This is a genomic window from Renibacterium salmoninarum ATCC 33209, assembly GCF_000018885.1.
GTDB classification, from domain to species: Bacteria; Actinomycetota; Actinomycetes; order Actinomycetales; family Micrococcaceae; genus Renibacterium; species Renibacterium salmoninarum.
In genome coordinates, this window is the sequence record NC_010168.1 from 1,727,492 (window position 1) to 1,751,974 (window position 24,483).

24 protein-coding genes and 1 pseudogene are annotated in these 24,483 nt (G+C 56.5%); 5 read left to right on the top strand and 20 right to left on the bottom strand.

What is annotated here, in order from left to right:
* Positions 1–2: 2 nt before the first annotated feature.
* The 4 genes from RSAL33209_RS08675 to pyrR are packed head-to-tail and all read right to left on the bottom strand — an operon-like array spanning position 3 to position 3,466.
* The gene (locus RSAL33209_RS08675; protein ID WP_041684617.1) at positions 3–515 is read right to left on the bottom strand and encodes a PH-like domain-containing protein; all 513 of its coding nucleotides are present in this window, start codon (positions 513–515) and stop codon (positions 3–5) included.
* Positions 508–1,845 (bottom strand): dihydroorotase, encoded by a 1,338-nt coding sequence (locus tag RSAL33209_RS08680; protein WP_012245369.1) that lies wholly within the window; start codon positions 1,843–1,845, stop codon positions 508–510. Before RSAL33209_RS08680 ends, RSAL33209_RS08675 begins: the two co-directional genes overlap by 8 nt.
* Entirely contained in the window at positions 1,842–2,873 is a 1,032-nt protein-coding gene (locus tag RSAL33209_RS08685; RefSeq protein ID WP_012245370.1) for an aspartate carbamoyltransferase catalytic subunit, read from the bottom strand. Before RSAL33209_RS08685 ends, RSAL33209_RS08680 begins: the two co-directional genes overlap by 4 nt.
* Positions 2,870–3,466 carry a bifunctional pyr operon transcriptional regulator/uracil phosphoribosyltransferase PyrR gene (gene pyrR, locus RSAL33209_RS08690; protein ID WP_012245371.1) on the bottom strand — a complete coding sequence of 199 codons (597 nt, stop codon included), beginning with the start codon at positions 3,464–3,466 and terminating at the stop codon, positions 2,870–2,872. The genes RSAL33209_RS08685 and pyrR overlap by 4 nt, the downstream gene beginning before the upstream one ends.
* Positions 3,467–3,599: 133 nt before the next feature.
* Here pyrR and RSAL33209_RS08695 point away from each other — a divergent pair, with 133 nt between their 5' ends.
* The gene (locus tag RSAL33209_RS08695; RefSeq protein WP_012245372.1) at positions 3,600–5,048 is read left to right on the top strand and encodes a PrsW family intramembrane metalloprotease; all 1,449 of its coding nucleotides are present in this window, start codon (positions 3,600–3,602) and stop codon (positions 5,046–5,048) included.
* A gap of 113 nt (positions 5,049–5,161) precedes the next feature.
* Here the strand turns inward: RSAL33209_RS08695 and nusB are convergent, their stop codons facing one another.
* The 13 genes from nusB to rpsD form a co-directional block, all read right to left on the bottom strand.
* Positions 5,162–5,593 carry a transcription antitermination factor NusB gene (gene nusB / locus RSAL33209_RS08700; protein WP_012245373.1) on the bottom strand — a complete coding sequence of 144 codons (432 nt, stop codon included), beginning with the start codon at positions 5,591–5,593 and terminating at the stop codon, positions 5,162–5,164.
* 2 nt (positions 5,594–5,595) lie between these two features.
* Positions 5,596–6,159 carry an elongation factor P gene (efp, locus tag RSAL33209_RS08705; protein ID WP_041685476.1) on the bottom strand — a complete coding sequence of 188 codons (564 nt, stop codon included), beginning with the start codon at positions 6,157–6,159 and terminating at the stop codon, positions 5,596–5,598.
* Between the two features lie 122 nt (positions 6,160–6,281).
* Entirely contained in the window at positions 6,282–6,827 is a 546-nt protein-coding gene (locus RSAL33209_RS08710; protein ID WP_012245375.1) for a hypothetical protein, read from the bottom strand.
* A gap of 19 nt (positions 6,828–6,846) precedes the next feature.
* Positions 6,847–7,938: a 3-dehydroquinate synthase gene (gene aroB / locus RSAL33209_RS08715; protein WP_041684618.1), complete on the bottom strand. Its 1,092-nt coding sequence runs from the start codon at positions 7,936–7,938 to the stop codon at positions 6,847–6,849.
* Positions 7,935–8,507, bottom strand: coding sequence for a shikimate kinase (locus tag RSAL33209_RS08720; RefSeq protein ID WP_012245377.1), 573 nt, complete (start codon positions 8,505–8,507; stop codon positions 7,935–7,937). Before RSAL33209_RS08720 ends, aroB begins: the two co-directional genes overlap by 4 nt.
* The gene (aroC, locus tag RSAL33209_RS08725; RefSeq protein WP_041684619.1) at positions 8,504–9,703 is read right to left on the bottom strand and encodes a chorismate synthase; all 1,200 of its coding nucleotides are present in this window, start codon (positions 9,701–9,703) and stop codon (positions 8,504–8,506) included. The genes RSAL33209_RS08720 and aroC overlap by 4 nt, the downstream gene beginning before the upstream one ends.
* A 42-nt stretch (positions 9,704–9,745) precedes the next feature.
* Complete coding sequence (locus tag RSAL33209_RS08730) at positions 9,746–10,582, bottom strand: shikimate dehydrogenase (protein WP_012245379.1); 837 nt, start codon at positions 10,580–10,582, stop codon at positions 9,746–9,748.
* Positions 10,573–11,748: an endolytic transglycosylase MltG gene (gene mltG / locus RSAL33209_RS08735; protein WP_080503797.1), complete on the bottom strand. Its 1,176-nt coding sequence runs from the start codon at positions 11,746–11,748 to the stop codon at positions 10,573–10,575. The genes RSAL33209_RS08730 and mltG overlap by 10 nt, the downstream gene beginning before the upstream one ends.
* 71 nt (positions 11,749–11,819) lie before the next feature.
* On the bottom strand, positions 11,820–12,329 hold the full coding sequence (gene ruvX, locus RSAL33209_RS08740; RefSeq protein ID WP_012245381.1) for a Holliday junction resolvase RuvX: 510 nt from the start codon (positions 12,327–12,329) through the stop codon (positions 11,820–11,822).
* Positions 12,326–15,016 carry an alanine--tRNA ligase gene (alaS, locus tag RSAL33209_RS08745; protein WP_012245382.1) on the bottom strand — a complete coding sequence of 897 codons (2,691 nt, stop codon included), beginning with the start codon at positions 15,014–15,016 and terminating at the stop codon, positions 12,326–12,328. The genes ruvX and alaS overlap by 4 nt, the downstream gene beginning before the upstream one ends.
* A gap of 28 nt (positions 15,017–15,044) precedes the next feature.
* Positions 15,045–15,266 (bottom strand): hypothetical protein, encoded by a 222-nt coding sequence (locus RSAL33209_RS08750; RefSeq protein WP_012245383.1) that lies wholly within the window; start codon positions 15,264–15,266, stop codon positions 15,045–15,047.
* A 51-nt stretch (positions 15,267–15,317) separates the two neighbouring features.
* Positions 15,318–15,707: a DUF948 domain-containing protein gene (locus RSAL33209_RS08755; RefSeq protein ID WP_012245384.1), complete on the bottom strand. Its 390-nt coding sequence runs from the start codon at positions 15,705–15,707 to the stop codon at positions 15,318–15,320.
* Between the two features lie 233 nt (positions 15,708–15,940).
* The gene (gene rpsD, locus RSAL33209_RS08760; RefSeq protein WP_041685480.1) at positions 15,941–16,567 is read right to left on the bottom strand and encodes a 30S ribosomal protein S4; all 627 of its coding nucleotides are present in this window, start codon (positions 16,565–16,567) and stop codon (positions 15,941–15,943) included.
* A gap of 517 nt (positions 16,568–17,084) precedes the next feature.
* Between rpsD and RSAL33209_RS08765 the strand changes: the two genes are divergently transcribed.
* On the top strand, positions 17,085–17,561 hold the full coding sequence (locus RSAL33209_RS08765; protein WP_012245387.1) for a hypothetical protein: 477 nt from the start codon (positions 17,085–17,087) through the stop codon (positions 17,559–17,561).
* On the opposite strand, the gene RSAL33209_RS08770 is transcribed toward RSAL33209_RS08765, so the two are convergent.
* The gene (locus RSAL33209_RS08770; RefSeq protein WP_041684620.1) at positions 17,558–18,943 is read right to left on the bottom strand and encodes a replication-associated recombination protein A; all 1,386 of its coding nucleotides are present in this window, start codon (positions 18,941–18,943) and stop codon (positions 17,558–17,560) included. The genes RSAL33209_RS08765 and RSAL33209_RS08770 overlap by 4 nt on opposite strands.
* A gap of 30 nt (positions 18,944–18,973) precedes the next feature.
* Between RSAL33209_RS08770 and RSAL33209_RS08775 the strand changes: the two genes are divergently transcribed.
* Both RSAL33209_RS08775 and RSAL33209_RS08780 read left to right on the top strand, forming a co-directional pair.
* Entirely contained in the window at positions 18,974–19,633 is a 660-nt protein-coding gene (locus tag RSAL33209_RS08775) for an acVLRF1 family peptidyl-tRNA hydrolase (protein WP_012245389.1), read from the top strand.
* 144 nt (positions 19,634–19,777) lie between these two features.
* Positions 19,778–20,089: pseudogene (locus tag RSAL33209_RS08780) on the top strand (GNAT family N-acetyltransferase); the annotation flags it as partial.
* Between the two features lie 107 nt (positions 20,090–20,196).
* Here RSAL33209_RS08780 and aspS read toward each other — a convergent pair.
* On the bottom strand, positions 20,197–21,993 hold the full coding sequence (aspS, locus tag RSAL33209_RS08785) for an aspartate--tRNA ligase (RefSeq protein WP_041685482.1): 1,797 nt from the start codon (positions 21,991–21,993) through the stop codon (positions 20,197–20,199).
* A gap of 115 nt (positions 21,994–22,108) precedes the next feature.
* Positions 22,109–23,455 carry a histidine--tRNA ligase gene (gene hisS / locus RSAL33209_RS08790; protein ID WP_041684621.1) on the bottom strand — a complete coding sequence of 449 codons (1,347 nt, stop codon included), beginning with the start codon at positions 23,453–23,455 and terminating at the stop codon, positions 22,109–22,111.
* Between the two features lie 218 nt (positions 23,456–23,673).
* Here hisS and RSAL33209_RS08795 point away from each other — a divergent pair, with 218 nt between their 5' ends.
* Positions 23,674–24,477, top strand: a complete 804-nt coding sequence (locus RSAL33209_RS08795; RefSeq protein WP_012245395.1) for a peptidylprolyl isomerase — start codon at positions 23,674–23,676, stop codon at positions 24,475–24,477.
* The last annotated feature ends 6 nt before the right edge of the window (positions 24,478–24,483 follow it).

The window sequence follows — 24,483 nt, forward strand, 5'->3', positions numbered from 1 at the left end:
TATCAGCCGTTCTTTTCGGTGTTTTCGGGTGTTGTCTGGGTGAATTTCTGCAAAGCTGCCAGAAGTGGCGTTCGATCTTCGGCACGACGAGTTCGGAATCCAGAATCCAGAAGAATCTCGCCCCATTGCCAAGTAAGCACGACCAAGCCGTCCTTTTCAACGAACTTTCCGGCCATGCCGCTTTCGGTGCGAACTTCCTGAATTTGTTCGCGGGCGAGGAAGAGATCGCCGGCGCCAGAACGGCTAATTAAGACCCCTTCCGGAAAGATCTCAATTTGCGCGGCTGACCGCACGCCCAGACCATGAACTGCTATCCGGTCAAGCCAATCACCAGCGCGCGTTGTGGAAACGTATTGGCCAGCTACGGCAAAATTTGGCTCAGAAAGTGTTGGAATCTCGGGCAAATCGGGGAAGCCTGCTTGATTTCGCTTGCGGTTTCGCCAGCCGATTGCCATCAACACGAAGATTGCCAGCACCAAGGCAACGGCAAAAAGTACGGGACCCAATTTATCCATTTGGCACCAACCCGGAAACCGCGCTGGCACCGACCGGCCTGGCCGAGTTCAATGCGCCGTTCAGTACCGTTGGATGGCCGGCAAAGAAGGTCGCCACCACCGAACCTGGCAGCTCAAGGCCAGCAAAGGGCGAATTCCGGCCCTTGGTAGCCATCACCGTTGGATCGACCGTCCAACGAGCAGCCGGATCGACCAGAACCACATTTGCCACCTCACCAACCCGCAAGCTGCCGCCTTGCCAGGGAAGCTGGCCAATTCGTGCCGGCGTCTGCGCGGTGATTCGGGCCACGTCCTGCCAACAAATCAAGCCAGTTTCTACCATGGTGTGTTGTACCACCGAGAGAGCAGTTTCCAAGCCGGTCATACCCATCGCGGCCTGCGCCCACTCGCATTCTTTTGCTTCCGAAGGGTGCGGAGCATGGTCAGTTCCGACGACGTCGATCGTGCCGTCCGCAAGCGCCTCGCGTAGCGCCTGCACATCTTCGCTGGTACGCAGCGGCGGGTTGACTTTGAAAACCGGATCATAGCTGCGCACCAGTTCATCAGTGAGGAGCAAATGATGCGGGGTCACCTCCGCAGTGACTTTGATTCCGCGCGCTTTCGCCCACCTAATAATTTCCACGCTACCCGCAGTAGATACATGGCAGACGTGCAGCCGGGAGTCAACATGCTGAGCAAGCAGCACATCGCGGGCAATAATGCTTTCTTCCGCTACCGCGGGCCAGCCTTGCAAACCAAGTACCGAGGAAACTGCGCCCTCGTTCATCTGAGCGCCCTCCGTGAGCCTAGGCTCCTGCGCGTGTTGAGCGATCACGCCGTCAAACGCTTTGACGTACTCGAGCGCTCTCCGCATCAAAACCGGGTCCCACACGCACAAGCCATCGTCAGAAAATACCCGGACTCTAGCATTGGAATCCGCCATGGCACCCAGCTCTGCAAGGCGCTGGCCGGCCAACCCCACCGTGACTGCACCCACTGGCCGAACTTCGGTCCAACCAGCTTCAACGCCCAAGCTAAAGACCTGTTCCACGACGCCCGCGGTGTCCGCGACCGGCGTCGAATTAGCCATTGCGTGCACTGCGGTAAAGCCGCCCTTGGCCGCTGCTTGAGAGCCAGTCAGGACGGTCTCTGCGTCTTCCCTGCCCGGTTCACGCAAATGGGTATGTAAATCGACCAGACCGGGAAGAGCTACCAAGCCGGAAGCGTCAATCTCAGTAGCCGTGCCCGCGGTCAACGAACCCGCCTCGACTATTACGCCGTCGCGCAGAAGTAGATCGGCCCGGTCTCCTCCGAGCAAACTTGCACCTTTGATCAAAAAAGTTTCGCTCATCGTTTGGTCTCCTGCCAGTTGCTGGTGTTCGTGACATTGCGCTGCGGATTGCTTTGATCGGGCTGTTGAAGGCCGCCACTCAGAAGCAAGTACAGTGCCGCCATTCGGACAGAAACGCCGTTGCGAACTTGGTCTAATACCGTAGAACGGGATGAATCGGCAGCTGCCGACGATATTTCTAAGCCACGGTTCATCGGCCCCGGGTGCATGATGATGGTTTCGTCCAAGCCAAGGGCATCTAATCTGGCCAGTCGTGCATCGTCAAAACCCCAGCGCCGGGAGTACTCACGCTCTGAGGGGAAGAAGGCTGCGTGCATACGCTCGCCCTGCACACGCAACATCATCACCGCATCCACCCCCGCGTCTAAGGTCTGATCCAAATCAAAGCTGACCGCACAAGGCCAGGTCTGCACACCTATCGGCAGCAAGGTGGGGGGTGCCACTAGTGTGACTTGGGCGCCCAGTGTATGCAGCAACCAAACATTGGATCTAGCTACCCGGGAATGCAGCACATCGCCGACAATTGCTACTCGCATGCCAGCTACATCGCTACCCACCGAGCTAACACCGAAAATTTTCGCCCAGTGTCTGCGCATTGTGAAGGCATCGAGCAGCGCCTGCGTCGGGTGTTCGTGAGTGCCATCACCAGCATTGATCACGGCAGCGTCAATCCAGCCAGAATCAGCAAGTCGTTGCGGCGCGCCAGAAGCACCGTGTCGAATAACGACGGCGTCTGCGCTCATCGCTTCAAGGGTCTGTGCCGTGTCTTTGAGCGACTCGCCCTTCGAAACTGAGGACCCCTTAGCCGCGAAATTGATCACATCAGCACTAAGACGCTTTGCCGCTGCTTCAAAAGAGATTCTCGTTCGAGTGGAATCCTCAAAAAACAAGTTCACCACGGTTCGCCCACGCAATGCGGGTAGCTTTTTGACTTCCCGCTCGGTCACTGAAGCCATTTCTTCGGCGGTATCTAGGATCTGGATTGCCGCCCCGCGGTGCAGGTCATGGGTTGAAAGCAGGTGCTTCATACTCCGGCCTCGCGCTCAGCCGCACCGACGATCCGGACCTGCTCCTCGCCGTCGTCGGTCTCAGCAAGCCGGACCCAAACGCGTTCGGTAGAAGAAGTCGGCAGATTCTTACCCACGTGATCTGCTCTGATCGGCAACTCACGGTGGCCGCGATCCACTAAAACTGCCAGCCGAACTGTCCGTGGGCGACCCAAGTCCACCAAAGCGTCCAGCGCAGCTCGAATGGTCCGACCAGAGAAGAGCACATCGTCGACTAAAACAACGACTTTGTCATCGATGCCCGACGCCGGCAGTTGAGTAGGTTGCGGTGCTCTAGTTGGCTGCCGCGAAAGATCGTCACGAAACATGGTGACGTCGAGTTGACCAAGGATATTTTTCACTTGAATCGAGGGTTCTGCGCTGGCGATCTTCTCAGCCAGCCTGCTTGCCAGTGGGAATCCGCGGCGTGGAATACCTAAAAGAACTAAATTCGCCGAACCTTTATTGGATTCCAAGATTTCATGCGCAATGCGCGTCAAAGCCCGGTCTATGTCAGCACTACCCAAAACTATTCGGCCAGATTCGTTGGCCGCAGTCTGCGTAAAGTTGTCCATTCCGATGCCCCCTTCCCCGCCTCACAGGACGGAATTAAAGTGGTTCGTTATGTGCACTAAAGTACCACGAATATTTTATCTGGCGATTAGGACAACATTGGTTTAGACCCCGGGCCAACGTAAAGTTAGCGCTATGACCACCCCGAACTGGCAGGACGCCAACGATCCCCGGTATCCCCAGCAACCGGGAGCCCAACCCGGCCAGCAACCCTATTACCCGCAGCAAGGGTATCTGCAGCAAGAATTTGCCCAGCAGCCGTACCCACAGCAGCCAAATTCGGCAGATCAGCAGGCCTACCAGCAGGCCTACGCGGAGCAGCCCTATCTGAAACCGGTAAATCCGGTTTGGCAGGGTCAAGTCGATCAAGCAAGCTATCAACCAGCGCCCAACTATGGCTATGGACAGCAGCCAATCCAGCCCGTTTGGACCATGCAGCAGGCCCGGCGCACCACGGCGTCGCTGAACATCATTTTGCTGCTCAGCATCACTTGCGCAGTGGCCGGTCTGCTGGGCGTGTTCTTGATCCTGCCAAATCTGTTTTACGCCGGCGGGCTTGCCGGTATGACCATCGGCTTCATTTTGTCGCTCTTCCCGCTCACTGCGGTATTGCTGACTGCCTATTTCATTGATCGCTGGGAACCCGAGCCCAAATGGATGCTGGGCTTTGCGCTACTTTGGGGCGCGCTTGGTTCAATTGGCACCACGTTGTTGATCCAGCCAGTGTGGGTAGCGGTGTTCCGGCCGCCGAATATGGGCAAAGAACAAGCGATGCAATGGCTGGCAACCTTTGAGGCTCCCCCGGTGGAAGAATTTTTCAAGGGACTGGGCATCCTTCTGATCGCGCTGTTCGCGCGGAAATATTTCGACGGCCCTCTCGATGGCGTTGTGTACGCCACCGTCATCGCAGCCGGTTTCGCCTTTACCGAGAACATCCAATATTTTGGTCAGGCTTTTAACGAATCCGGCGAAACCGGCGGCCTCAGTATTGGACTGAGCTTCTTGGCTCGGGGCGTATTCAGCCCCTTCGGCCACGCGCTCTATACCGCCTGTACCGCCTGTACCGGTCTGATCATCGGGTTCGCCGCCCGAAAAGGCAAAACCGGCCCAATCATAGGCGCGTTCTTCCTAGGATTAGTGCCGGCCATGTACCTGCATCTGGTCTGGAACAGTGCCCCACTGCTTGGTGATGCAAACGACGTCGCAAGCTATCTCAGCGCGATCTTCCTGCAAGCGATGGTCTATGAGTTCCCCTTGATTGTGCTTTGGGTGGTCGGTCTAGTTTTCCTGATGCGCAGTGAAGCGAAACTGACGCATCGCCGCCTGGCTGAATACGCTCAACAAGGCTGGTTCACTGCCGATGGAGTCCATATGGTTGCTACGCCAGTTGGCCGACGTACCGCTATGAGTTGGGCAAAAACCGCCGGGCGGACCGCCGTTATGAAGCGATTCATCCGCCGCGCAACTACCTTGGCGTACACCCGCCAACGGATTCTTACCGGCAAGAACCTGAAGCAAAACCAGAACGATGAGCAGCAATTGCTCAATGAGTTAACCGCCCTCCGACCAAGCGTGCTCGGCTAGCGCCGCATCGCCCTGCAAATTTATCCCCCGGAACCACCCCGCGGGCTGGGATAAAAAATTATGTCCCGCTGAATGTTGCTCCTCAGCGGGACATAATTTGGTTAAACCTAGTCTTAGGCGAGCAACGTTGGCTTAAGTTGCTGCAAACGACCTAACAATCCATTGATGAACTGTGGCGACTCATCCGTGGACAGTTGCTTTGCAAGTTCCACGGCTTCGCTCACCGCGACCGCATCCGGCACATCGTCATTGTAAAGAAGCTCCCATGCGCCGATTCGCAGAGCGATCAAATCGACGGCTGGCATCCGCTCCAGCGTCCAACCCTGAGCGTAGGTTTGCAAGAATTCATCAATTTCTTCCTGCTTTTGCCCCACCCCATCGATGATGTCCACCGAGTAGGGATTGATAATCTGATCGGTCCGCTCACGACGAAGTTTCAAGACCTCTGCGGCCGAAACGTCACGTTGTCCCGCTTCAAAAAGTATGTCGAGGGCACGGCGTCGAGCTTTACTCCGCGCACTAGTGCCTGCTGATTTTTCCGTCATAGTTAGTCGTTAACCCGGCCAAGATAGGAGCCGTCACGAGTATCAACTTTGACCTTGGTACCCTGCTCGACGAATAGCGGAACCTGGATCTCGTAGCCGGTTTCCAAGGTGGCCGGCTTTGTGCCTGCCGAGGAGCGGTCGCCCTGTAGGCCCGGCTCAGTGTAGGTAATAACCAGCATCACCGAGGCGGGCAGCTCCATGTACAGCGGGGTGCCCTCATGCAACGCAATGTTGACGTTGAGATTCTCCAGCATGAAGTTCACTGCGTTACCGACGACGGCGGCCGAGACGGTGATCTGATCAAAATCTTGGGTATCCATGAAAACGAAATCTTCGCCATCCTGGTACAAGTACTGGTAATCGCGGCGATCAACCGTAGCGGTTTCGATCTTCAGGCCAGCGTTGAACGTCTTGTCAACAACTTTGCCAGAAAGCACGTTACGGATCTTGGTGCGCACGAATGCGCCGCCCTTGCCCGGCTTGACGTGCTGGAATTCGATAACATTCCAGAGCTGGCCATCGAGGTTCAAGACCGTTCCGTTTTTGATGTCATTAGTTGTTACCATGGTGTGTCTCCTGCCTCGGCGATGCCCATTTGGCGCCTCAGCGCAGCCATGGTTCATCGTGCATGTTCAAAACGTCAAAAATCCAGCATTAATTCTATCGCGTTTTACGGACTACGGCATGATCAAGCCACAGAAGCCGATCTTTCTGACAGATCTCTAGCCCGCTGAAGGGCAACTGTTGACGAATATATCAACGATGCTGAATCACCAGCAGCGACGCGAAGATCTAAAGCAACGGCAAAACTGGCGGCGGCACGATATCTACCAGCCCGGAAAGTGGCTTTGACTAAATGCTGGAGCACCGCTGCCTCATCCGGCGTACCGCGATACTCTCTGGCCAGATGCTGCAAAAGCTTAATCGCTCGATCTAAATCGTGCGCTGCACCAGCGGCGTCTGCTTCAAGAATCTGCAATGACAATGAGTCGTGCTCTGCCATCCGCGCTTCGACGAGCAAATCAGCTGCCTCATTATGCCGGCGTCGTGCGAGCAGCACCAGAATCCGATCATTAACTTCGGTGCTAAGGGCCAAGGCCCGCTCGCAAAGCTCCTCATCGACCACCTCAGCCAGCAACGTCTCGGGATTGATCGCAAGTCCGGGGAAACCAGCGCGCGGCCAATCTCCATGTGCCCAATCAGAGTGATGCATTACCTCTCGTGTGGCATTCATCGGATTCCTCTCCTGCCGCCTACTCGGCAATTTCTTGATACGCGGCAAAAAGCAGCGAAGTGTCCGGAACATCGAGAATTCCGGGTTTACCGATGCTGTCCAAGACAACAAACCGCAAGAGGTCACCACGAGATTTCTTGTCTCGGCGCATTCCATCAAGCAATCCTTGCCACCGGTCTCGGCGATAGCTAGTGGGCAGTCCCAGACCTTCCAGGACGCTCCGATGCCGGTCGGCAGCTTCATCTGAGAGCCTGCCGACGCTGCGTGCAAGTTCAGCGGCAAACATCATCCCCACCGAAACCGCGGCACCGTGCCGCCAAGAATAGCGTTCAACCAATTCAATGGCATGACCGAGCGTATGCCCGTAATTCAAAAATTCGCGCTGACCAGATTCTTTGAGATCAGCAGAAACGACCACTGCTTTAACGGCAATAGCGCGCTCAATCAATTCGCGTAGCGCAGCGGAGTTCGGGTCTTTAACCGCATCTGGCTGATTTTCAATGATGTCTAGAATCACTGGATCAGCGATGAAACCGCATTTCACCACTTCGGCCATCCCCGAGATCAGTTCATTGACCGGCAACGTCGCTAGTGCATCCAGATCTGCAAGCACGGCAGCCGGCGGATGGAATGAACCGACTAAGTTTTTACCTTCTGCGGTGTTGATACCAGTCTTGCCGCCCACGGCAGCATCGACCATGCCCAAGAGGCTGGTGGGCAAATGGACAACCTTTACGCCACGAAGCCAGGTAGCCGCCACAAAACCGGCTAGGTCGCTGACCGCGCCACCACCAACCGACACAATGGCATCCGAGCGAGTGAAGTCATTTTGACCCAGAACTTGCCAGCAGAAAGCCGCCACCTGGATGTGTTTACCCTCTTCAGCATCCGGGATTTCTGCGGTTACCGCGGTTAAACCCGCGGCAGCCAGATCGCCACGAACCGAGTCTCCCGTCATTCGAAGCGCTCGAGGATGAACCACTAAGACCCGGCGTACCCGTTCGCCCAAGATCTCAGGTAGTTTTCCAAGCAGCCCACGACCGACAACGACGTCGTAGTTTTCGGCGGGCTGGGCACCGGTCACTTTGATAACGGTGTGCGTATCACTCACAGGGATTCCTCTGCTATCTGATCTTTTTGGTGAGGTTTTGCAACCGGCCAAATAAGTTCTTTCAACGTGCTCGCAAGCTCCTGCGGCGTGCCGTGACGAACATCGAGGGTCAAATCCGCGAGCTTGCGGTAGACAAGTTCTCGATCCGAAAATAGTTGCAACCATTTTTTCAAAGGATCGACGCCGGTGGCGTTCAGTAGCGGGCGGCTTGAACTACGGACAATTCGTTCGCGTACCGTCTCAAGGTCCGCTTCCAGAAACACCACGGTGGCCTTCGCCAACAGTTGTTGGGTCCCCGAGTCAAGAACCGCACCGCCACCTACCGAGAGCACCAAAGGTTTATCCCCGCCGATGAGTTCGGCAATAATGCGAGCTTCTTGCTGCCTAAACCACTGTTCGCCACGCGAGGCAAATACCTGCGAGATTTTGCCACTCTTAGCTTCGAACACTTGATCGGAATCAGCAAAGTCACGCCCAGTAAGCGCGGCAAGTTCAGTACCTATGGTCGTCTTTCCTACCGCCATCGGACCAATCAGCACAATCGTGCGCTCGGAGCTCGGTTCAATCACAGCGGCTGCGACCGCAGTGATTCCGGGATGGCGGCCAAATAGCTATTCAGGTTTCGATGCGTTTCTGCCAGCGAATCTCCGCCGAATTTTTCCGTGACAGCTTCCGCCAGCACCAGGGCTACCATCGCTTCCGCCACAACGCCCGCTGCGGGCACTGCACAGACATCCGAGCGTTGATGATGGGCCTTTGCTGCTTCACCGGTAGCTACGTCCACCGTTTTGAGCGCACGGGGAACTGTAGCGATCGGCTTCATAGCTGCGCGCACGCGTACCGGGTCTCCGATACTCATGCCGCCTTCAAGGCCGCCCGCACGGTTACTAGTGCGACGAATGCGTCCTGCGGCGTCTTTGACAATTTCGTCATGCGCTACCGAGCCACGTCGTTGCGCAGTGCGGAAGCCATCGCCAATTTCAACCACCTTGATGGCTTGAATACCCATCAACGCCCCGGCCAACCGGGAATCGAGTCGACGATCCCAATGCACATAACTGCCCAGTCCCGGCGGCAAACCATAAGCAATCACTTCAACAACGCCGCCCAGAGTCTCGCCCTCTTTATGCGCCAGGTCAACCTCTGCGACCATGGCCGCTGACGTTTCGGCGTCGAAACAGCGCAAAGGATCGCTATCTAGATTCGGTACGTCCGCAGCAGTGGGTAATCCAGCGTCATCAGGGCCGGTTACCGTGCCCACGGCAACGGTATGACTCACCAAAGTGATACCAAGCTGCGCTAGGAATTTGGCCGCGACTGCGCCAAGGGCAACTCGCATTGCTGTCTCCCGCGCACTGGCGCGTTCCAAGACCGGACGAGCTTCGTCAAAGCCATACTTCTGCATACCGGTGAAATCCGCGTGCCCAGGTCTGGGCCGGGTCAAAGGCGCGTTTCGCGCTTGCCCTTCGAGCTCAGCGGCGTCGACAGCATCCGCGGACATGATCTGTTCCCATTTGGACCACTCGGTGTTTCCTACCGTGATGGCCACCGGTCCGCCTTGAGTTCGTCCATGCCGGACCCCACCCAAGAGGTTTACCTCGTCCTGTTCGAATTTCATTCGAGCACCACGGCCGTAGCCTAAGCGACGACGCGCCAAAGCTAACCGCACTTCTTCAGTGCTAATTTCGATACCGGCCGGAAGTCCTTCGATGATCCCGGTCAGTGCCGGGCCATGGGATTCACCCGCGGTGAGCCAACGCAACATAGAGTCCATCCTGCCATTAACACAGCCCGCACTCAGCGTTGGTTACCTTCTCGGGAGGCCAATTGAGTCACACATCACATTGATGACATCGACTCGCCCGCGAAGATCTTGCCTGGTAAAAGCTGCAACCTGTTGCACAGCTTGATACATCAGCATCTCCAAGCCAGAAACAACCACGCCACCACGTTGCGTAAAGGCCTGGGCAAGTGAACTGGGCCATGGGTCATAAGCCACATCAAGAAGCATCGGCGCCGCATCAACGAGTAACGGGACCAATGAATCGGCAGCTTTCGGCGGCAAGGTACTGATCAAAAGTTCAGCTGGCTCAAAGCCATCTACTAACTCGTCAAAACTTCGAACCGCCAAGATAAGCCCCGCGGAGGCCGCGAATGCGTTCAGCTCAGTACTCTTAATTTTATCGCGCAGATAGACCGTGGCTGCCAAAGCCCCTATTTGCTTCAGAGCCGCCAGCGCTGCCAAGGCAGTTCCGCCACCGCCAAGTACGCTGCCGCGATGGAGCTGACTCAGTCCCGCCTGAGCCAAGGCATGGACGATGCCCGCAACATCGGTATTCATGGCGCGTAATTTGCCGCTCGGTTGGTCCACCACCACAGTATTGAGCACCCCGAGCGAGCGAACATTTTGATCGATCTCATCGACCAGCGCCAGCATTGCGGCCTTATGCGGCATCGTGACTGACACCCCAGCCCAGTCGCCTTCGGCGCGCACACGGTTTACGAATTCAGCTAATTTTCCCGGTGCTAGATCAACGAGCTGATAGCTAATATTCGCGCCTAGGAGCTCATAGGCTGCGCGATGTAACGCTGGTGATTTCGAGTGCGCGATCGGATGCCCGATCACGGCAGCTTTTAACTGCATTTGCCTTCATTCGCTTGACACCAGGCTTGATACTTTGCAACATTCAGATTGTGCTCGGCCAGCGTCGCAGCATAAAGCGTCTCCCCGGTGTCCAAATTGACGGTTACCCAGAAATAGTACGGATTTGACTGCGGATGGGCTGCGGCTTCAATTGCTTTGACCTTAGGCGAGCCAATTGGACCGACTGGAAGCCCTGCTTTGGCAAAGGTGTTATAGGGATTGCTCTTATCAAGTTTCTGTGCCGAAGTGATGTTGTAGGTCTTCACCCCAAGTCCGTAAGCGACAGTTGCATCCGATTCGAGCCGGCCACCAGTTTCTGCGCCAAGGTTCTTCAAGCGATTTTCAATTGCCCCAGAAATCATCGGATAGTTTTGCTCATTGCCTTCGGCCTCAATGATGCTGGCAATCGTCAATACTCTGAACTGATCAGCCGGATCGGTGATACCGGTTGCCTTTAGCTCATCTTTGGTGGTCTGGATCATCTTGGTCAATATCTGCAGCGCCGTGGCGTCAGTGGGGAACTTATATTCGCCAGGGGCCAAATAGCCCTCTAACGACGGCGCCTGGCTGGGTAGGCCGAACGCGACCGGGGTCTTAGCCAACTCGCTAAATTGAGTTACCGGGAGTTTGGTGGCCTTCGCCAGAGCAGCAAAGACTTGATCTTGGCGCAAGTTCTGCGCGATCGGCGCGTAATGCACTTTTTCTTGGCTTGGTGTGAGCAATACCTTGACTACATCGGTAGCCTTCATCTGTTTCTTGAACGGATAGCTTCCGGGCTGCAAGCTCGCCGCGCCGTTTGCCGCACTTAGCGCATCCAGGAAAGCGCCCTCGCTGCCTACAACATCCTGGCCCAACAGATCGCTCGCAACGGTTCGCGCCGTAGCACCTTCGGGCAAAGTGTAGATGACTTCACCTTGGCCTGGCCCTGGATAGTCCTTGGCTGGATCGAAATTCAGCGCCGGCTTGAGCGCTTGGAAGGCAACGATTCCGGCAACCGCGAAAACAGCAATGACCAAGATCATCACTACCGTGCGACGGCGGCGTCGAACTTTCCGAGAAGTTCTACGTTGCCGCCGAGAAGGCAAATATTCAGCCGTCTTTACCTTGTGTGCGGAGTCCTCAAGGTGCGACTGTTCACCGTGCTCGTCCGGAAATATCGGGTTCATCACCCAATTCCGGCCGCGTCGATGCAAATATCGATGATGCTTTCCTCACTGTCCATTGCAGCCAAACTGCGCTAAATTGCGCTGTTCGGCCCAGCTGCGACAGTCTCCCCCGCTGCGCAACCTCTGGACTTTTCCATCTCCAAAGCGTGCTGCAAGATGCCAGCAGCTGCTACTTGATCTATTACCTTACGTTGCTCACGGCCTGCCATGCCAGCCGACCGGAGCTGTTGGTGGGCACTCACCGAACTCAGACGTTCATCAATCAAACGGACTTCCGCCGCTGAATCGGATTGCACCAATAAATCGGCTAATTGCCCAGCAATTGCTCTAGCTAGCTCCGCTGAACCGCTCTCGGTGCCTCGCAAGGTTTGCGGCAGGCCCACATAAATCGTGATTGCATCACGTTCTAGCGCCTCTTTGACAATGATTCGCAGATCTGAATTCCGCTTGGCGTCGCGCTGCACCGCCCGTAACGGCGTTGCCAAAATTCCGTCTGGATCGCAGACCGCGACGCCGACGCGGACTGTGCCCACGTCGACGCCGAGTCGCACACCCCGTCGGAGTTGCGGCTGCTCGGTCAAAGTGCCGCCACAGCCTGGTTGATCGCAGCCAACGCCGCAGGAATCTGGCCGACATTGCTGCCGCCGCCTTGCGCGACGTCATCCTTGCCCCCACCGCCGCCGCCAAGAACACCCGCGGCCAGTTTCACTAAAGCGCCAGCCTTGACTCCCGCTGCACGAGCGGCCTCATTAGTGGCCACCAAGACCATGGGGCGATCGTTGGATTCACCGGTCAGGGCCACAACAGCGGCCTCAGAACCAAGGCGCTCACGAAGGTCAAGCGCAAGCGAACGCAATTCGTCCGCGCCGCCAATCTGACCGACGTCGTGGGTAAGCAAACGGGTTTTGCCAACTTGCTGCGCCTTGGTCGTCAATTCGCCAGCCGCCGCTGTGAGCTGAGCCTTACGTAACCGATCTAGCTCTTTCTCGGTAGCGCGCAATTTTGCCAAGGTGGCACCGATTCGGTCCGCTAATTGTGTTGACGGTACTTTCATGATCTCGGTGAGTTCAGAAACCAGCGCACGTTCAGCTGCCAAGTGTCGGAAGGCATCCATACCAACAAACGCTTCAACGCGTCGATTTCCATAACCGACTGATTGTTCGCCGAGTAACGTCAAGCTACCAATGCGCGAGGTGGTGTCGACGTGCGTACCACCGCACAGCTCCCGCGACCAGGCACCATCAATCTCCACAACCCGGACTCGACTGCCGTAGTTCTCGCCAAACAATGCCATTGCGCCCAGCGCTTTGGCCTCATCGATCGGCATCTCAGTGGTCTGCACCGAATAATTATTACGAATCGCAATATTGGCGACTTCTTCAATCTCCGAGCGGGTCGCAGTGCTGAGCCCCTCGCCCCAAGCAAAGTCGAAGCGCAAGTAGCCGGCTTTATTGAAGGAACCACGCTGCAAGGCCTCTGGGCCCAGGATTTGGTGCAAAGCGGCGTGCACGATGTGCGTACCGGTATGCGCCTGTTCGGCAGCGTGCCGGCGTTCCCGATCAACAGCAGCACGCACGGAGGCTCCGATTGCCACTTCGCCTTCACGCACGATGGCCTTATGCACGCTAAGGTCCTTGACCGGCCGCTGAACGTCCAAAACTTCAATCACGAAGCCGTCACCGCTAATCAGACCGGTATCAGCCGCCTGGCCACCAGCCTCGGCATAGAACGGGGTCTCAGCCAACACAAGTTCGATCTCTTGCCCTTGACTTGCTTTGGCAATCGGCTGGCCACCAGACAGTAAACCACGAATTGCAGACTCGCCGTCAAGCTCCGAGTAGCCGGTGAAAACGGTCTGACCTTGTGCCAAAAGTTCATTGAATGCACTCAGATCGGCGTGTCCACTCTTCTTCTCGCGTGAATCAGCCTGCGCGCGCTGACGCTGTTCCAGCATCAGCGCTCGGAATCCGGTCTCGTCAACGGCAAGGCCGGCCTCAGCAGCCATTTCTAGGGTCAGGTCAATGGGAAATCCATAAGTGTCGTGCAAAGCAAAAGCTTCTGCGCCAGAAAGCGGCTGGTTTTTTGCTTTCGACTCCGTTACGGCCTCGTCCAGACGCGCCGTGCCGGACGCAATGGTGCGCAAGAATGACTTCTCTTCGGCATACGCGATGCGACTGATGCGCTCGAAGTCTTCTTCAACCGCAGGATAAAAGCCCTTCATCGCCTCACGAGAGACGGGCAAGAGCGCTGGCAGACACGGCTTCTCAACGCCCATTAGCCGCATTGCCCGAACGGCACGTCGAATCAGTCGCCGAAGGACATATCCGCGACCTTCATTTGATGGCGCGACGCCATCAGCGATCAGCATCAAGGCTGAACGGATATGGTCGGCAACCACGCGCAACCGAACGTCGTCGGCATGATGTGGGTCCGCTGGATCAACCGTTGAAGTGTAGTCTTTCCCGGCGAGTTCCGCTGCGGCGTCGAGAACTGGACGAACCTGATCCGTTTCGTAGAGATTCTCTACGCCCTGCAGGATCATCGCTAGGCGCTCCAGGCCCAAGCCGGTATCAATATTTCGGTTTGGCAAATCACCGGCAATGTCAAAATCAGTTTTGCTGCGTACGGCAGAGAGCTGGTACTGCATGAAGACAAGATTCCAGATTTCGATGTACCGAGTCTCATCGACAATCGGGCCACCTTCTTGGCCATACTTGGCGCCCAGGTCGTAATAGATCTCTGAACAGGGCCCACCCGGCCCAGGCTGCCCGGTGCTCCAAAAGTTGTCAGCCTTACCAGTGCCCTGAATACGTTCTTCAGGGATGCCGATCTTGTCGCGCCAAATTGCGCGAGCTTCCTCATCTTTTTCTGTACCATCCACATAGACAGTGGCCCATAGACGGGATGGATCCAGGCCGTATCCACCGTCAGCAATCGAGCTCGTTAAAAGCTCCCAGGCGAAGGTGATCGCGCCTTCTTTGAAGTAGTCGCCGAAGGAGAAATTGCCACACATTTGGAAAAAGGTGCCGTGCCGGACGGTCTTGCCGACCTCATCGATATCAGCGGTTCGAATGCACTTTTGCACGCTAGTCGCACGGTCGTAGGGTGCCTTTTCCCGGCCGCTGAGGTACGGAACGAAGGGCACCATTCCGGCAATGTTGAAAAGGATCGACGGATCCGCTGAAATTAGGGACGCCGAGGGCACAACGGTATGTCCTTTGGCGGCGAAGAAGTCGAGCCAGCGCTGGGCGATGTCCTGCGTTTTCATATTGTGCTTAAATGCCCTTCTAGATTTCTTAGTTTTTCTCGTCCAAGCCCAATGCGGTGCGAAGTTCGCCCTCACGCTGGACCATGCCAAATCTGACCGTGTCTGCAAAATCATGCACGCTATCGCTCAACCGGCCTACCGCCCGATTCAAGCCTGCTGGCCCAATCGATTGTTGCGCTTGGCTTAGCTTCCGTACCGCAATGACACCAATAGTGACGCCAAGGCCAAGCCAGAAGATTTTTTTGATCATGGTTCCCGCTTCCTTGCCGAACGCCGCCCTAGCGGCGTCAGATCCGTCGGTTCAACGACTACGTTTGCCGTGGCTAGCGCCTCGAGTGCTGGAACTTTTACGCTCCGCGAACGCTTGCCTCACACCATAGGAAAAGGCTGCAACTTTGATCAGCGGCGAACCCACGGTAGCGGCGATTAGCGACGACAAAGCCGAGATGTTGGCTGTCGCATCGGAGACGTTTGAGGTCATTCCATCGACCTTTTTTAACTGCTCGTTCGTGGTGCTCACGGTAGCCGTGACCTCATCGATCAACGGCGTCGTACCTTCGCTGATCGATCGAATCGTGCCGGATAACTCGTCAAATACCTTGCCGAGCTTAAACACCGGAACAGCGATGATCGCTACCAGAATTGCGAACACTCCCGCCGCAATGAGTCCGGCGATGTCGCCACCTGACATGGTGCCTCCTCGAATTGTTGTACAAGTTTCCTGAGAAGTACCTTACCGACATATACCGGGCAAAGGTGAACCGGAGCTCACCCTGATCCACGCTGGAGTCGGGGTTATTGGACGGAGCCGCTGAAATTTTGGCGGCTCCGTCCAATAACCCCGACTCCAGCTGTTCAGCAACAAGAAACACAGAAGCCCGCGACAACTGTCGCGGGCTTCTGTGTTGAAACTGAAAGTATTACTTAGCGTGCGTAGAATTCCACCACGAGCTGCTCTTCGCAGGTCACGGGAACTTCAGTACGCTTCGGACGGCGAACCAAGCGAGCCTGGAGGCCTTCCAACTTCACGTCCAGGTAACCCGGAACAGCAGGCAGCACGTCCCGGTGCGCGCCAGCAGCGGCAACCTGAAGCGGAGCCATAACTTCGCTGCGCGGGTGCACGTGGATGAGCTGGCCCTCGCCAACTCGGAATGACGGACGATCGACGCGGGCGCCATCAACCATGATGTGACGGTGCACAACAAGCTGGCGAGCCTGGGCGATGGTACGAGCGAAGCCCGCACGCAAAACCAAAGCGTCCAAACGCATTTCCAACAGCTCAACCAAGTTCTCACCGGTCAGGCCCTTGGTGCGACGAGCTTCTTCGAAGACGCGAGTCATCTGAGCTTCGCGGATGCCATACTGAGCGCGCAAACGCTGCTTTTCGCGCAGACGAACGGCGTAGTCGGAGTCCTGCTTCTTACGGGCACGACCATGCTCGCCCGGGCCGTACGGACGGCGCTCGAGGTACTTGGCGGCCTTAGGAGTCAAAGCAATGCCGAGGGCGCGCGAGATGCGAACCGTCCGGCGGGCACGTGTGTTGTTAGCCACGGTGTCCTTCCAATTTTCAGCAGCAGAATAAGTTCTGGCCTCCATCGCGGAGAGTTTGGGCTGCTACGACCCACTGCTACAGCCACCGGGCATACTCGCATCGCCAAAATGATTTGGGAAATATTGCGAGGCTGGAGCCGGGGCTTGCCAGTTGCGCAACCGTCAGCAAACGAATCTGCAAACAGCGCAGCAACCATCTTAGCATTCGGCAGTAGCTAGCGAATAACTGGCGCTTTGGTTAACCGGACCCCGAATATTCGCGCCGCGAAATAACCTTCGAATAAGCAAAACATTAAAGATCTTGCCGTCCAGCGTATAAAACTCATAAATCTGCTTCCACGGAGCTCGAACCGGGTCCCTAATGAAGATATGACCCTTCAAATACCGGCCGGCATCTATCAATCCGCAGATCGGTCAGGTGAGCTGGAGACAGAATTAACCGCCAAGTGACTTCCTTGACTATGTCTCCTTGAGCGATGCCGGTTAGTTTACCTACCACGCTAATACTGAAACGCTATTGGCTTATTATGAATATCCTGCTGAGGCTGTCATCATCGTTGATCGCGGTGGTATGGCCCATAGCTTGGCCCTGGATGCTGATCGGGTCCTGGTTTTCGGTCGGCCACACGGACGCGTGGATTTCCCCTCGCTGCGTCAAGCTTGGCTTCGCGCGCAAAAACTACGGCCGCAATCCTACCCACTACATCGCTTGCCACCGGCAAGCACGCTTTCCTTACTCAACGGATTATTCGAAGCTCTGCAACTCGAGGCTAAACCAGCACGGTTTTCCTTGCCTTGGACCGTTCAATCAGTAGGCTCCGTGGCGCATCCTTTGAGTCTGGGCGCCGTCGATCGCTACCTCGCCGAGTTGGAAACCCTCGAACATGTTCTCGTCCAAGACCCTTTCGGGCATCGTTACAGCCCGGTGAGGCATCAAACCCATCGCTTCTTGGCTCCTGCCGCAGGATTCATTATGTTATGTAGAAGTGCCTAGTTGCCACGAATGATTGCCCGCAACCGCTCAAGCCGGACCGAGATGTCGCGCTCCATACCGTTGGCCGAGGGCTCATAATAATTCCGGCCCACCAAATCGTCCGGTGGATACTGTTGCGTCGCCACGCCGTGCGGCTCATCGTGCGAATAGATGTATCCCTTGCCATGGCCAAGCTGCTGAGAACCGGGGTAATGAGCATCGCGCAATGCCGGTGGAATGATGGTGCCTTTGCCAGCACGAATATCTGCAATTGCCGAGTTGATTCCCCTGTACGAAGCATTTGATTTTGGCGCGGTTGCCAAATGGACTACCGCTTCAGCCAAGATAATTCTTCCTTCTGGCATCCCGATCAATTGCACGGCTTGAGCGGCAGCTACCGCCGTTTGCAATGCAGTGGGATCTGCCATTCCCACATCCTCACTGGCTGAAATAATCAACCGACGCGAAATGAAACGCGGATCTTCACCTGCCTCAAGCATTCTGGCCAGATAGTGCAACGAGGCATCGACGTCCGAGCCCCTAATCGACTTTATGAACGCGCTAATCACGTCATAATGCTGATCCCCTGCCCGGTCATATCGCACTGCCGCAGCGTCAATGGCTCGTTCCGCATCGACTAGTTCCAACGTCGGCGTGCTCTGCTCGCCAGCGCCAGCTTTTTCCATCCGCTCAAGAGCAACGCCAGCGGCCGCCTCCAAAGTTGTCAGCGCCCGCCGTGCATCCCCTGAAGCCAACCGGACCAAATGGTCTAAAGCATCATCACTAAGTTCCAAAGAACCATCTAGACCGCGCGGATCAATGACCGCCCGCACAATCAGCGCGCGAATATCAGCGTCGGTCAGCGGTTGCAAAGTCAACAGCAGAGACCGCGAAAGCAACGGCGCAACTACGGAGAATGACGGATTTTCAGTAGTCGCTGCGACCAGAACCACCCAACGGTTCTCCACGCCAGGCAGCAGTGCATCTTGCTGTGCTTTGGTAAACCGATGAATTTCGTCAAGGAAAAGTACCGTCGTTCGGCCATGGAGGTCACTAGCTGTCAGCGCGTCGTCCATCACCTTTCGTACGTCCTTGACGCCGGCGGTGATTGCTGAAAGCTCAACAAATGACCGACCTGGGCCGCGCGCAATGACATGCGCCAACGTGGTCTTTCCAGTGCCTGGCGGGCCCCAAAGAATCAAAGATGTCGGACCAGCCGCCGAATCATTAGCCGCCGCGGAGAGCCGGCGCAGCGGCGACCCTTCACCAAGTAGATGCTGCTGGCCAAGAACCTCGTCAAGGTTGCGCGGGCGCATTCGCACCGCCAAAGGTGCCCTAGCTCGGGCTCGACCAGCTGGCTGCGCCCCAGCATCGTCGTCGTCAAAATCGAACAGATCACTCACCACACCAACCTACCCGGTAGCGTGGACAATATGAGCCCGACGAAATCGCCCGCTATCCGCACCGCTTGGGTGCCGGCCACTAGGTTGGTTGGCTGGGTGGAGAGATTTGGCCTTTCGCACGGCACGCCAGTTCTTACGGAGACTGATCCACTATCCGCGCTGCATATCACCACTCCGGACGGTACAAGCGCGCTGTTGACGCCGCCGTGGCCCGTTGACGGCAGACCTGGCCGCGGCGATGACGCCCTTTCAAGATTGACGTCGTTGGCCAGCCAGTCGCGAACCGTTGCGGTCTTGCTCATTCGTCGGGGCGGCTACGCCGTCGGCATTTGCCGCGATGGCAAAGTAATAGCGTCCAAAGTGGGCAGCCGTTATGTGCAATCACGAACCGCTGCTGGCGGCTGGTCCCAACAACGATTTGCTCGACGGCGTGCCAATCAAGCGGACGCCATGATCGAGGCGGTCGCCGGGCACGCCGCATTATTGCCCGCGGACGGCGTGGAATATGTACTGCTCGGCGGTGACCGGACCATGGCATCGCTATTGATCGACGAACCCGTTCTGCACCGATTAGCCAAACTCAATCAACTTGAGTTCATGGACGTGCCCGATCCCAAAGCCAAAACCCTCGCTGAAGTTGCCGAGCGCGTCCGTAGCATCCGAATTACCGTGACCGACTCAGTCACCTAGGTGCAGCTATCCGTATTGGATAGATAGGCTTGCGCCATGCTCAGTATCGAGATAGTAAGCGCTACCGACCTCGACGTCGACGACGTCCTCGCGCTCTATCATTCGGTTGACTGACACGCCTTTGACCACGCTCCCAACAAACTTGGTGAAGCTTTGGAAAATTCGACGCCCATCGTCCGGGCAATGGACGACGGCGAGTTAGTTGGCTTGGCCCGTGTCATTTCGGACAAAGTATCGATATGTTTCCTGCAAAGTCTTGCCGTGAATCCAGCCCATCAACGGCGCGGCATTGGCAAAGCGCTTGTCGAGGCAGTCTTTGAACCATTTCCGCTCATGGTTCGAGCGCTCATTACCGGCGTTTCTGCGAGTCAGCGGGCCTTTTATGAGTCGATGGGATTCATCGAACCCGCTAATACCTTGCCCGAGGCGTCGCAAGTCTTTCTCCGCTACTACTGAGTGCTGTCGCGGCTACACATTGCATCGAGACGCATATTGCCGCCTTTGACTCAAAACTTCACTGTCAAGGGCGGCAATATCTACGACCAAAAGTTAGATTCCGGGACCTAGGATTCCGCTGAGGCCGAATCGGCAGCTGGAGCCGTCACTTTAGCAACCGCGTCGATACCTGCTTCTTTGCGCTGCTGCGGGGTAATGGGCGCGGGCGCACCGGTCAGCGGGTCGAAGCCGCCGCCGGACTTCGGAAACGCAATTACGTCGCGGATCGATTCGACGCCGGCCAATAGCGCCACCGTACGGTCCCAGCCTAAGGCGATTCCTCCGTGTGGAGGCGCACCGTATTTGAAGCCCTCCAGCAGGAACCCGAAGGTCTCCTGCTGTTGTGTTTCATCCAGCCCCATCAAGGCAAAGACGCGTTCCTGAATGTCCTTGCGGTGAATACGAATGGATCCGCCACCAATTTCATTGCCGTTACACACAATGTCGTAAGCGTAGGCTAACGCGGCGGCCGGATCCTGATCGAAGTTCTCCATGAATTCGGCTTTGGGCGAGGTGAACGCGTGATGCAAAGCAGTCCAGTCACCAGCGCCCACCGTAGTGTCGCCAGATGCCTTAGCAGCGGCGGCCGATTCGAACATCGGTGCATCCACGATCCAGACGAAGGCAAATGCCTTCGGATCAATGAGTCCCGTTCGATGCCCGATCTCCACGCGGGTAGCACCAAGAATCGACCAGGCATCGTCGCGTTCGCCGGCACCAAAGAACACACAGTCGCCCGGTTTCGCACCGACTTTCTCAGCTAGACCAGCTTTTTCCGCCTCAGAGAGGTTTTTCGCTACCGGTCCGGTCAGCTCACCGTCCTCCTGAATAAGCACATAGGCCAGGCCCTTAGCGCCACGTTGTTTGGCCCACTCTTGCCAACCGTCCAAGGTGCGACGCGGTTGCGAGGCACCGCAGGGCATTACCACCGCGCCCACGTAGGCAGCCTGGAAGACGCGGAAGGTCGTGTCCTTGAAGTACTCGGTAAGGTCCGTTAGCTCCTGGCCAAAGCGCAGGTCCGGCTTATCTGAGCCAAAGCGCGCCATCGCCTCCCAATAGGGCATCCGTTGGATGGGCAACGGGATCTCAAAGTCAATCAGTTTCCAAAGTGCAGAAACAATTCGCTCGCCCAAGGCCAGAATGTCTTCTTCCTCGACAAAGCTAGCTTCAATATCGAGTTGGGTGAATTCTGGTTGCCGGTCAGCACGGAAGTCTTCATCGCGGTAGCAACGGGCAATCTGATAATACTTTTCGAAGCCACCTACTTGCAGCAGCTGCTTGAAGAGTTGAGGCGACTGCGCAAGGCCATACCCATTCCCCGGTGCCAATCGCGCTGGTACGACGAAGTCACGTGCGCCACCGGGCGTGGACAGCGTCATCGTTGGGGTTTCAATTTCCACGAAACCCTCATCGTGTAGCAAATTGCGAGCAACCCGGTTTACTTCAGAGCGAAGTTTCAAGTTGTGTGCCATTGGCGCGCGGCGCAGATCGAGATAGCGGTGCCGCAGGCGGGCTTCTTCACCAACATCGCCGTGCTCATCAATTTGGAATGGCAATGGTGCAGATTCGTTCAGCACCACGACTGTCTCAGCCACAACTTCAATTTCGCCAGTAGCCAGGGCGGGATTCTCGTTGCCTTCAGGACGGCGTTCCACGGACCCCGTCATTTGCAGCACAAATTCATTGCGAAGTGAGCCGAAGTCCTTTTCGTCACGCACCACGATCTGAGCGACGCCGGAAGCATCGCGCAAGTCTAGGAATGCCACTCCTCCGTGATCTCGACGGCGAGCAACCCAACCGGTTAAAGTCACGGTTTGGCCAATCAACTCGGCGTTCAAGCTGCCAAGGTCATGAGTGCGCAGCACATCGGTCCTTTCAATGGTTGAATGAAGAAATGCACGTCCGCCGCTGGCGTTCCGCATTACTCCCCGAGTTTACCGGTAGCTCATGCCCGCCGCGACCACCGGAAGATCCCGCTGGCTAGGCGTCCCGCGTGAGCTGTTCCGCTCGTTGGATTTGAACAGTCAAATCGGCGGACGGCGGCGACCAACTCAGCGGGTCAGCGGCTACTTGCTCACCGCTGCGAATGTCCTTGACCTCGTGGCTGCCGTCTTCACCGATAAACCAGACGAACGGAATCCCCCGACGGTCCGCAAACTTGATTTGCTTACCAAATTTCTCAGCGGCGACTGCAACCTCCGTGGCGATCCCCCGTGCGCGCAAACCTGCAGCCACTTCCTGCGCTGCCGACCAATCGTGATCCGAGTTCAACGCAATGTAGACCGCCGTCGGAACTGAGCGCGATGCGGTGACGAACTCTTGGCTGAGCAAGCGAGCGACTAAGCGGCTGACACCAATTGAAAGCCCGACGCCGGGGAAAGTGCGATTTCCTTTTCGGGCCAGCGCATCGTACCGACCGCCGGAACAAATTGAGCCCAAAGCCTCGTGCCCAACTAAAACAGTTTCGATCACGGTACCGGTGTAATAGTCCAGCCCGCGAGCAATAGACAGATCGGCAACCACGGTGCCCGGAGCCTGTTTCATCGCGGCAGTTAGCACTTCGGTGAGCTCTGTCAGCCCTTCTTCAAGAAGGTCATCTTGCACGCCAAGCGCACGCACTTTGTCCACAAAGCTCAAGTCCTCAGTGCGGATCTGGGCCAATTCCAGCGCAGCGCGAGCCTGTTCTTCAGTTGCACCAAGCTCGTCGCGGAGCAAAGTAGCCACCGCTTCGGCACCAATTTTTTCCAACTTATCAATGCTTCGTAGGACGCCAGTGGTGTCAGCCAGACCCAGGCCTCGATAAAAGCCTTCGGCGAGTTTGCGATTGTTGACTCGAAGTTTGAATTCCAGAATCGGCAAAGCAGATAGGGCTGCGGCCGCCACCAAAACAATTTCGACGTCGTAGCGGGAGGAGAGTTCGCCGTCGCCCACGACATCAAAGTCTGCCTGCAAAAATTCTCGCTGCCGACCCTCTTGAGGACGCTCGCCACGCCAGGCTTTTTGGATCTGATACCGGCGGAAAGGGAAGGCTAAATAGCCCGCGTTTTCTACCACGTAACGGGAAAACGGCACCGTCAGATCGAAGTGCAATGCCAAGCCAGAATCTTGCGCTCCATCCTCGGCCTGAAGTCTAGAGACCGCGTAAACCTCTTTGTCGATCTCACCCTTCCGCAAGAGCTGCGCCACGGTCTCGACAGCCCGTGTTTCAATCGAAGCGAAGCCGTGCAGCTCGAAAACTTTTCGTAAAGTGTCGCTCACGTGCTGCTCAATCATCCGCTCCTGAGGAAGTAGCTCAGGAAAACCGGATAAAGACGCTTTACGGGCCATCGGACTCTTACTCCTTCGCGACGCTTTTGTGCGCCACTGAATCGTTACGACATGCAGATTCATGGATATGAACCGGGAATCTACTAAGGTTCTCACAAGACAGCATGAACAAATGGTGAGATGAGTAAACTGTCTGCGGCTATCAGTTTATCCAGCTGGCGCTGACCGCAGAACCCAGGTTTGCCCAGTTCATCCCCCACAACGGCGAGGAGCAGCAGTTGGTTGCGAGCAAGAGGGACGCGCGCGAAAGTAAAAAGCGCGTCGCCCAGATGGAAGCCAAGCGCGTCTTGCGCGAAGCACAAGGCAAGCGCCGTTTGCGCGATAACGTGATCGGCGCCGTAGTTGCTGTGCTGTTGATTGCCTTGGCTGTAGTGCTGCAATTGACCGTTTTTTCGACTAACCCGACGCCAGCTCAATACGACGCTGCACAGGCTGGCCTGAAAGAGACGCCCAGTGCTAGCCCTTCGGCGAGTTCATCGCCCAGCGTTTCGCTTCCGCCGGCGCCAAACCCTTCGGTCGCGGCTGGCAAAACCTTTACCGGGACGCTAGATCTGAACAAGCAACCGTTGAGCGTCGAGCTTGATGGTACTAAGGCACCACAGGCAGCCGCAGTATTCAAGACTCTGGCTGATTCCGGCTTCTTTGCCAACAAGACCTGCCATCGTCTCACTACTGAGGGAATTTTTGTTCTGCAGTGCGGCTCGGCTGATGGAAAAGGCGGCGGCGTACCCACTTTCACCTGGGGACCAGTCGAAAATGCGCCGGCTGACAACATTTACCCCGCAGGCACCATCGCAGTGGCCCGCGCGGGAGATAACGCGAACAGCAACGGGACCCAATTCTTCATCACTTATAAAGATTCGACCATCCCTTCCGACAGTGCTGGCGGCTACGCCGTCGTCGGTAAGGTGACAAATGGGATCGATGTTGTGAACCAAATTGCTGCTGCCGGAGTGAGTGGCGGTAAGACCGACGGCCCACCAACGACGCCGGTCACGATAGACTCATTTACGCTCAACTGATGCCCG

Excerpts from the sequence above, each read along its gene's own strand:
- RSAL33209_RS08675 (WP_041684617.1), bottom strand. The coding sequence starts at position 515 with ATGGATAAATTGGGTCCCGTACTTTTTGCCGTTGCCTTGGTGCTGGCA.
- RSAL33209_RS08680 (WP_012245369.1), bottom strand. The coding sequence starts at position 1,845 with ATGAGCGAAACTTTTTTGATCAAAGGTGCAAGTTTGCTCGGAGGAGAC.
- RSAL33209_RS08685 (WP_012245370.1), bottom strand. The coding sequence starts at position 2,873 with ATGAAGCACCTGCTTTCAACCCATGACCTGCACCGCGGGGCGGCAATC.
- pyrR (WP_012245371.1), bottom strand. The coding sequence starts at position 3,466 with ATGGACAACTTTACGCAGACTGCGGCCAACGAATCTGGCCGAATAGTT.
- RSAL33209_RS08695 (WP_012245372.1), top strand. The coding sequence starts at position 3,600 with ATGACCACCCCGAACTGGCAGGACGCCAACGATCCCCGGTATCCCCAG.
- nusB (WP_012245373.1), bottom strand. The coding sequence starts at position 5,593 with ATGACGGAAAAATCAGCAGGCACTAGTGCGCGGAGTAAAGCTCGACGC.
- efp (WP_041685476.1), bottom strand. The coding sequence starts at position 6,159 with ATGGTAACAACTAATGACATCAAAAACGGAACGGTCTTGAACCTCGAT.
- RSAL33209_RS08710 (WP_012245375.1), bottom strand. The coding sequence starts at position 6,827 with ATGAATGCCACACGAGAGGTAATGCATCACTCTGATTGGGCACATGGA.
- aroC (WP_041684619.1), bottom strand. The coding sequence starts at position 9,703 with ATGTTGCGTTGGCTCACCGCGGGTGAATCCCATGGCCCGGCACTGACC.
- RSAL33209_RS08730 (WP_012245379.1), bottom strand. The coding sequence starts at position 10,582 with ATGCAGTTAAAAGCTGCCGTGATCGGGCATCCGATCGCGCACTCGAAA.
- mltG (WP_080503797.1), bottom strand. The coding sequence starts at position 11,748 with ATGAACCCGATATTTCCGGACGAGCACGGTGAACAGTCGCACCTTGAG.
- alaS (WP_012245382.1), bottom strand. The coding sequence starts at position 15,016 with ATGAAAACGCAGGACATCGCCCAGCGCTGGCTCGACTTCTTCGCCGCC.
- RSAL33209_RS08750 (WP_012245383.1), bottom strand. The coding sequence starts at position 15,266 with ATGATCAAAAAAATCTTCTGGCTTGGCCTTGGCGTCACTATTGGTGTC.
- RSAL33209_RS08755 (WP_012245384.1), bottom strand. The coding sequence starts at position 15,707 with ATGTCAGGTGGCGACATCGCCGGACTCATTGCGGCGGGAGTGTTCGCA.
- RSAL33209_RS08775 (WP_012245389.1), top strand. The coding sequence starts at position 18,974 with ATGAGCCCGACGAAATCGCCCGCTATCCGCACCGCTTGGGTGCCGGCC.
- hisS (WP_041684621.1), bottom strand. The coding sequence starts at position 23,455 with ATGGCCCGTAAAGCGTCTTTATCCGGTTTTCCTGAGCTACTTCCTCAG.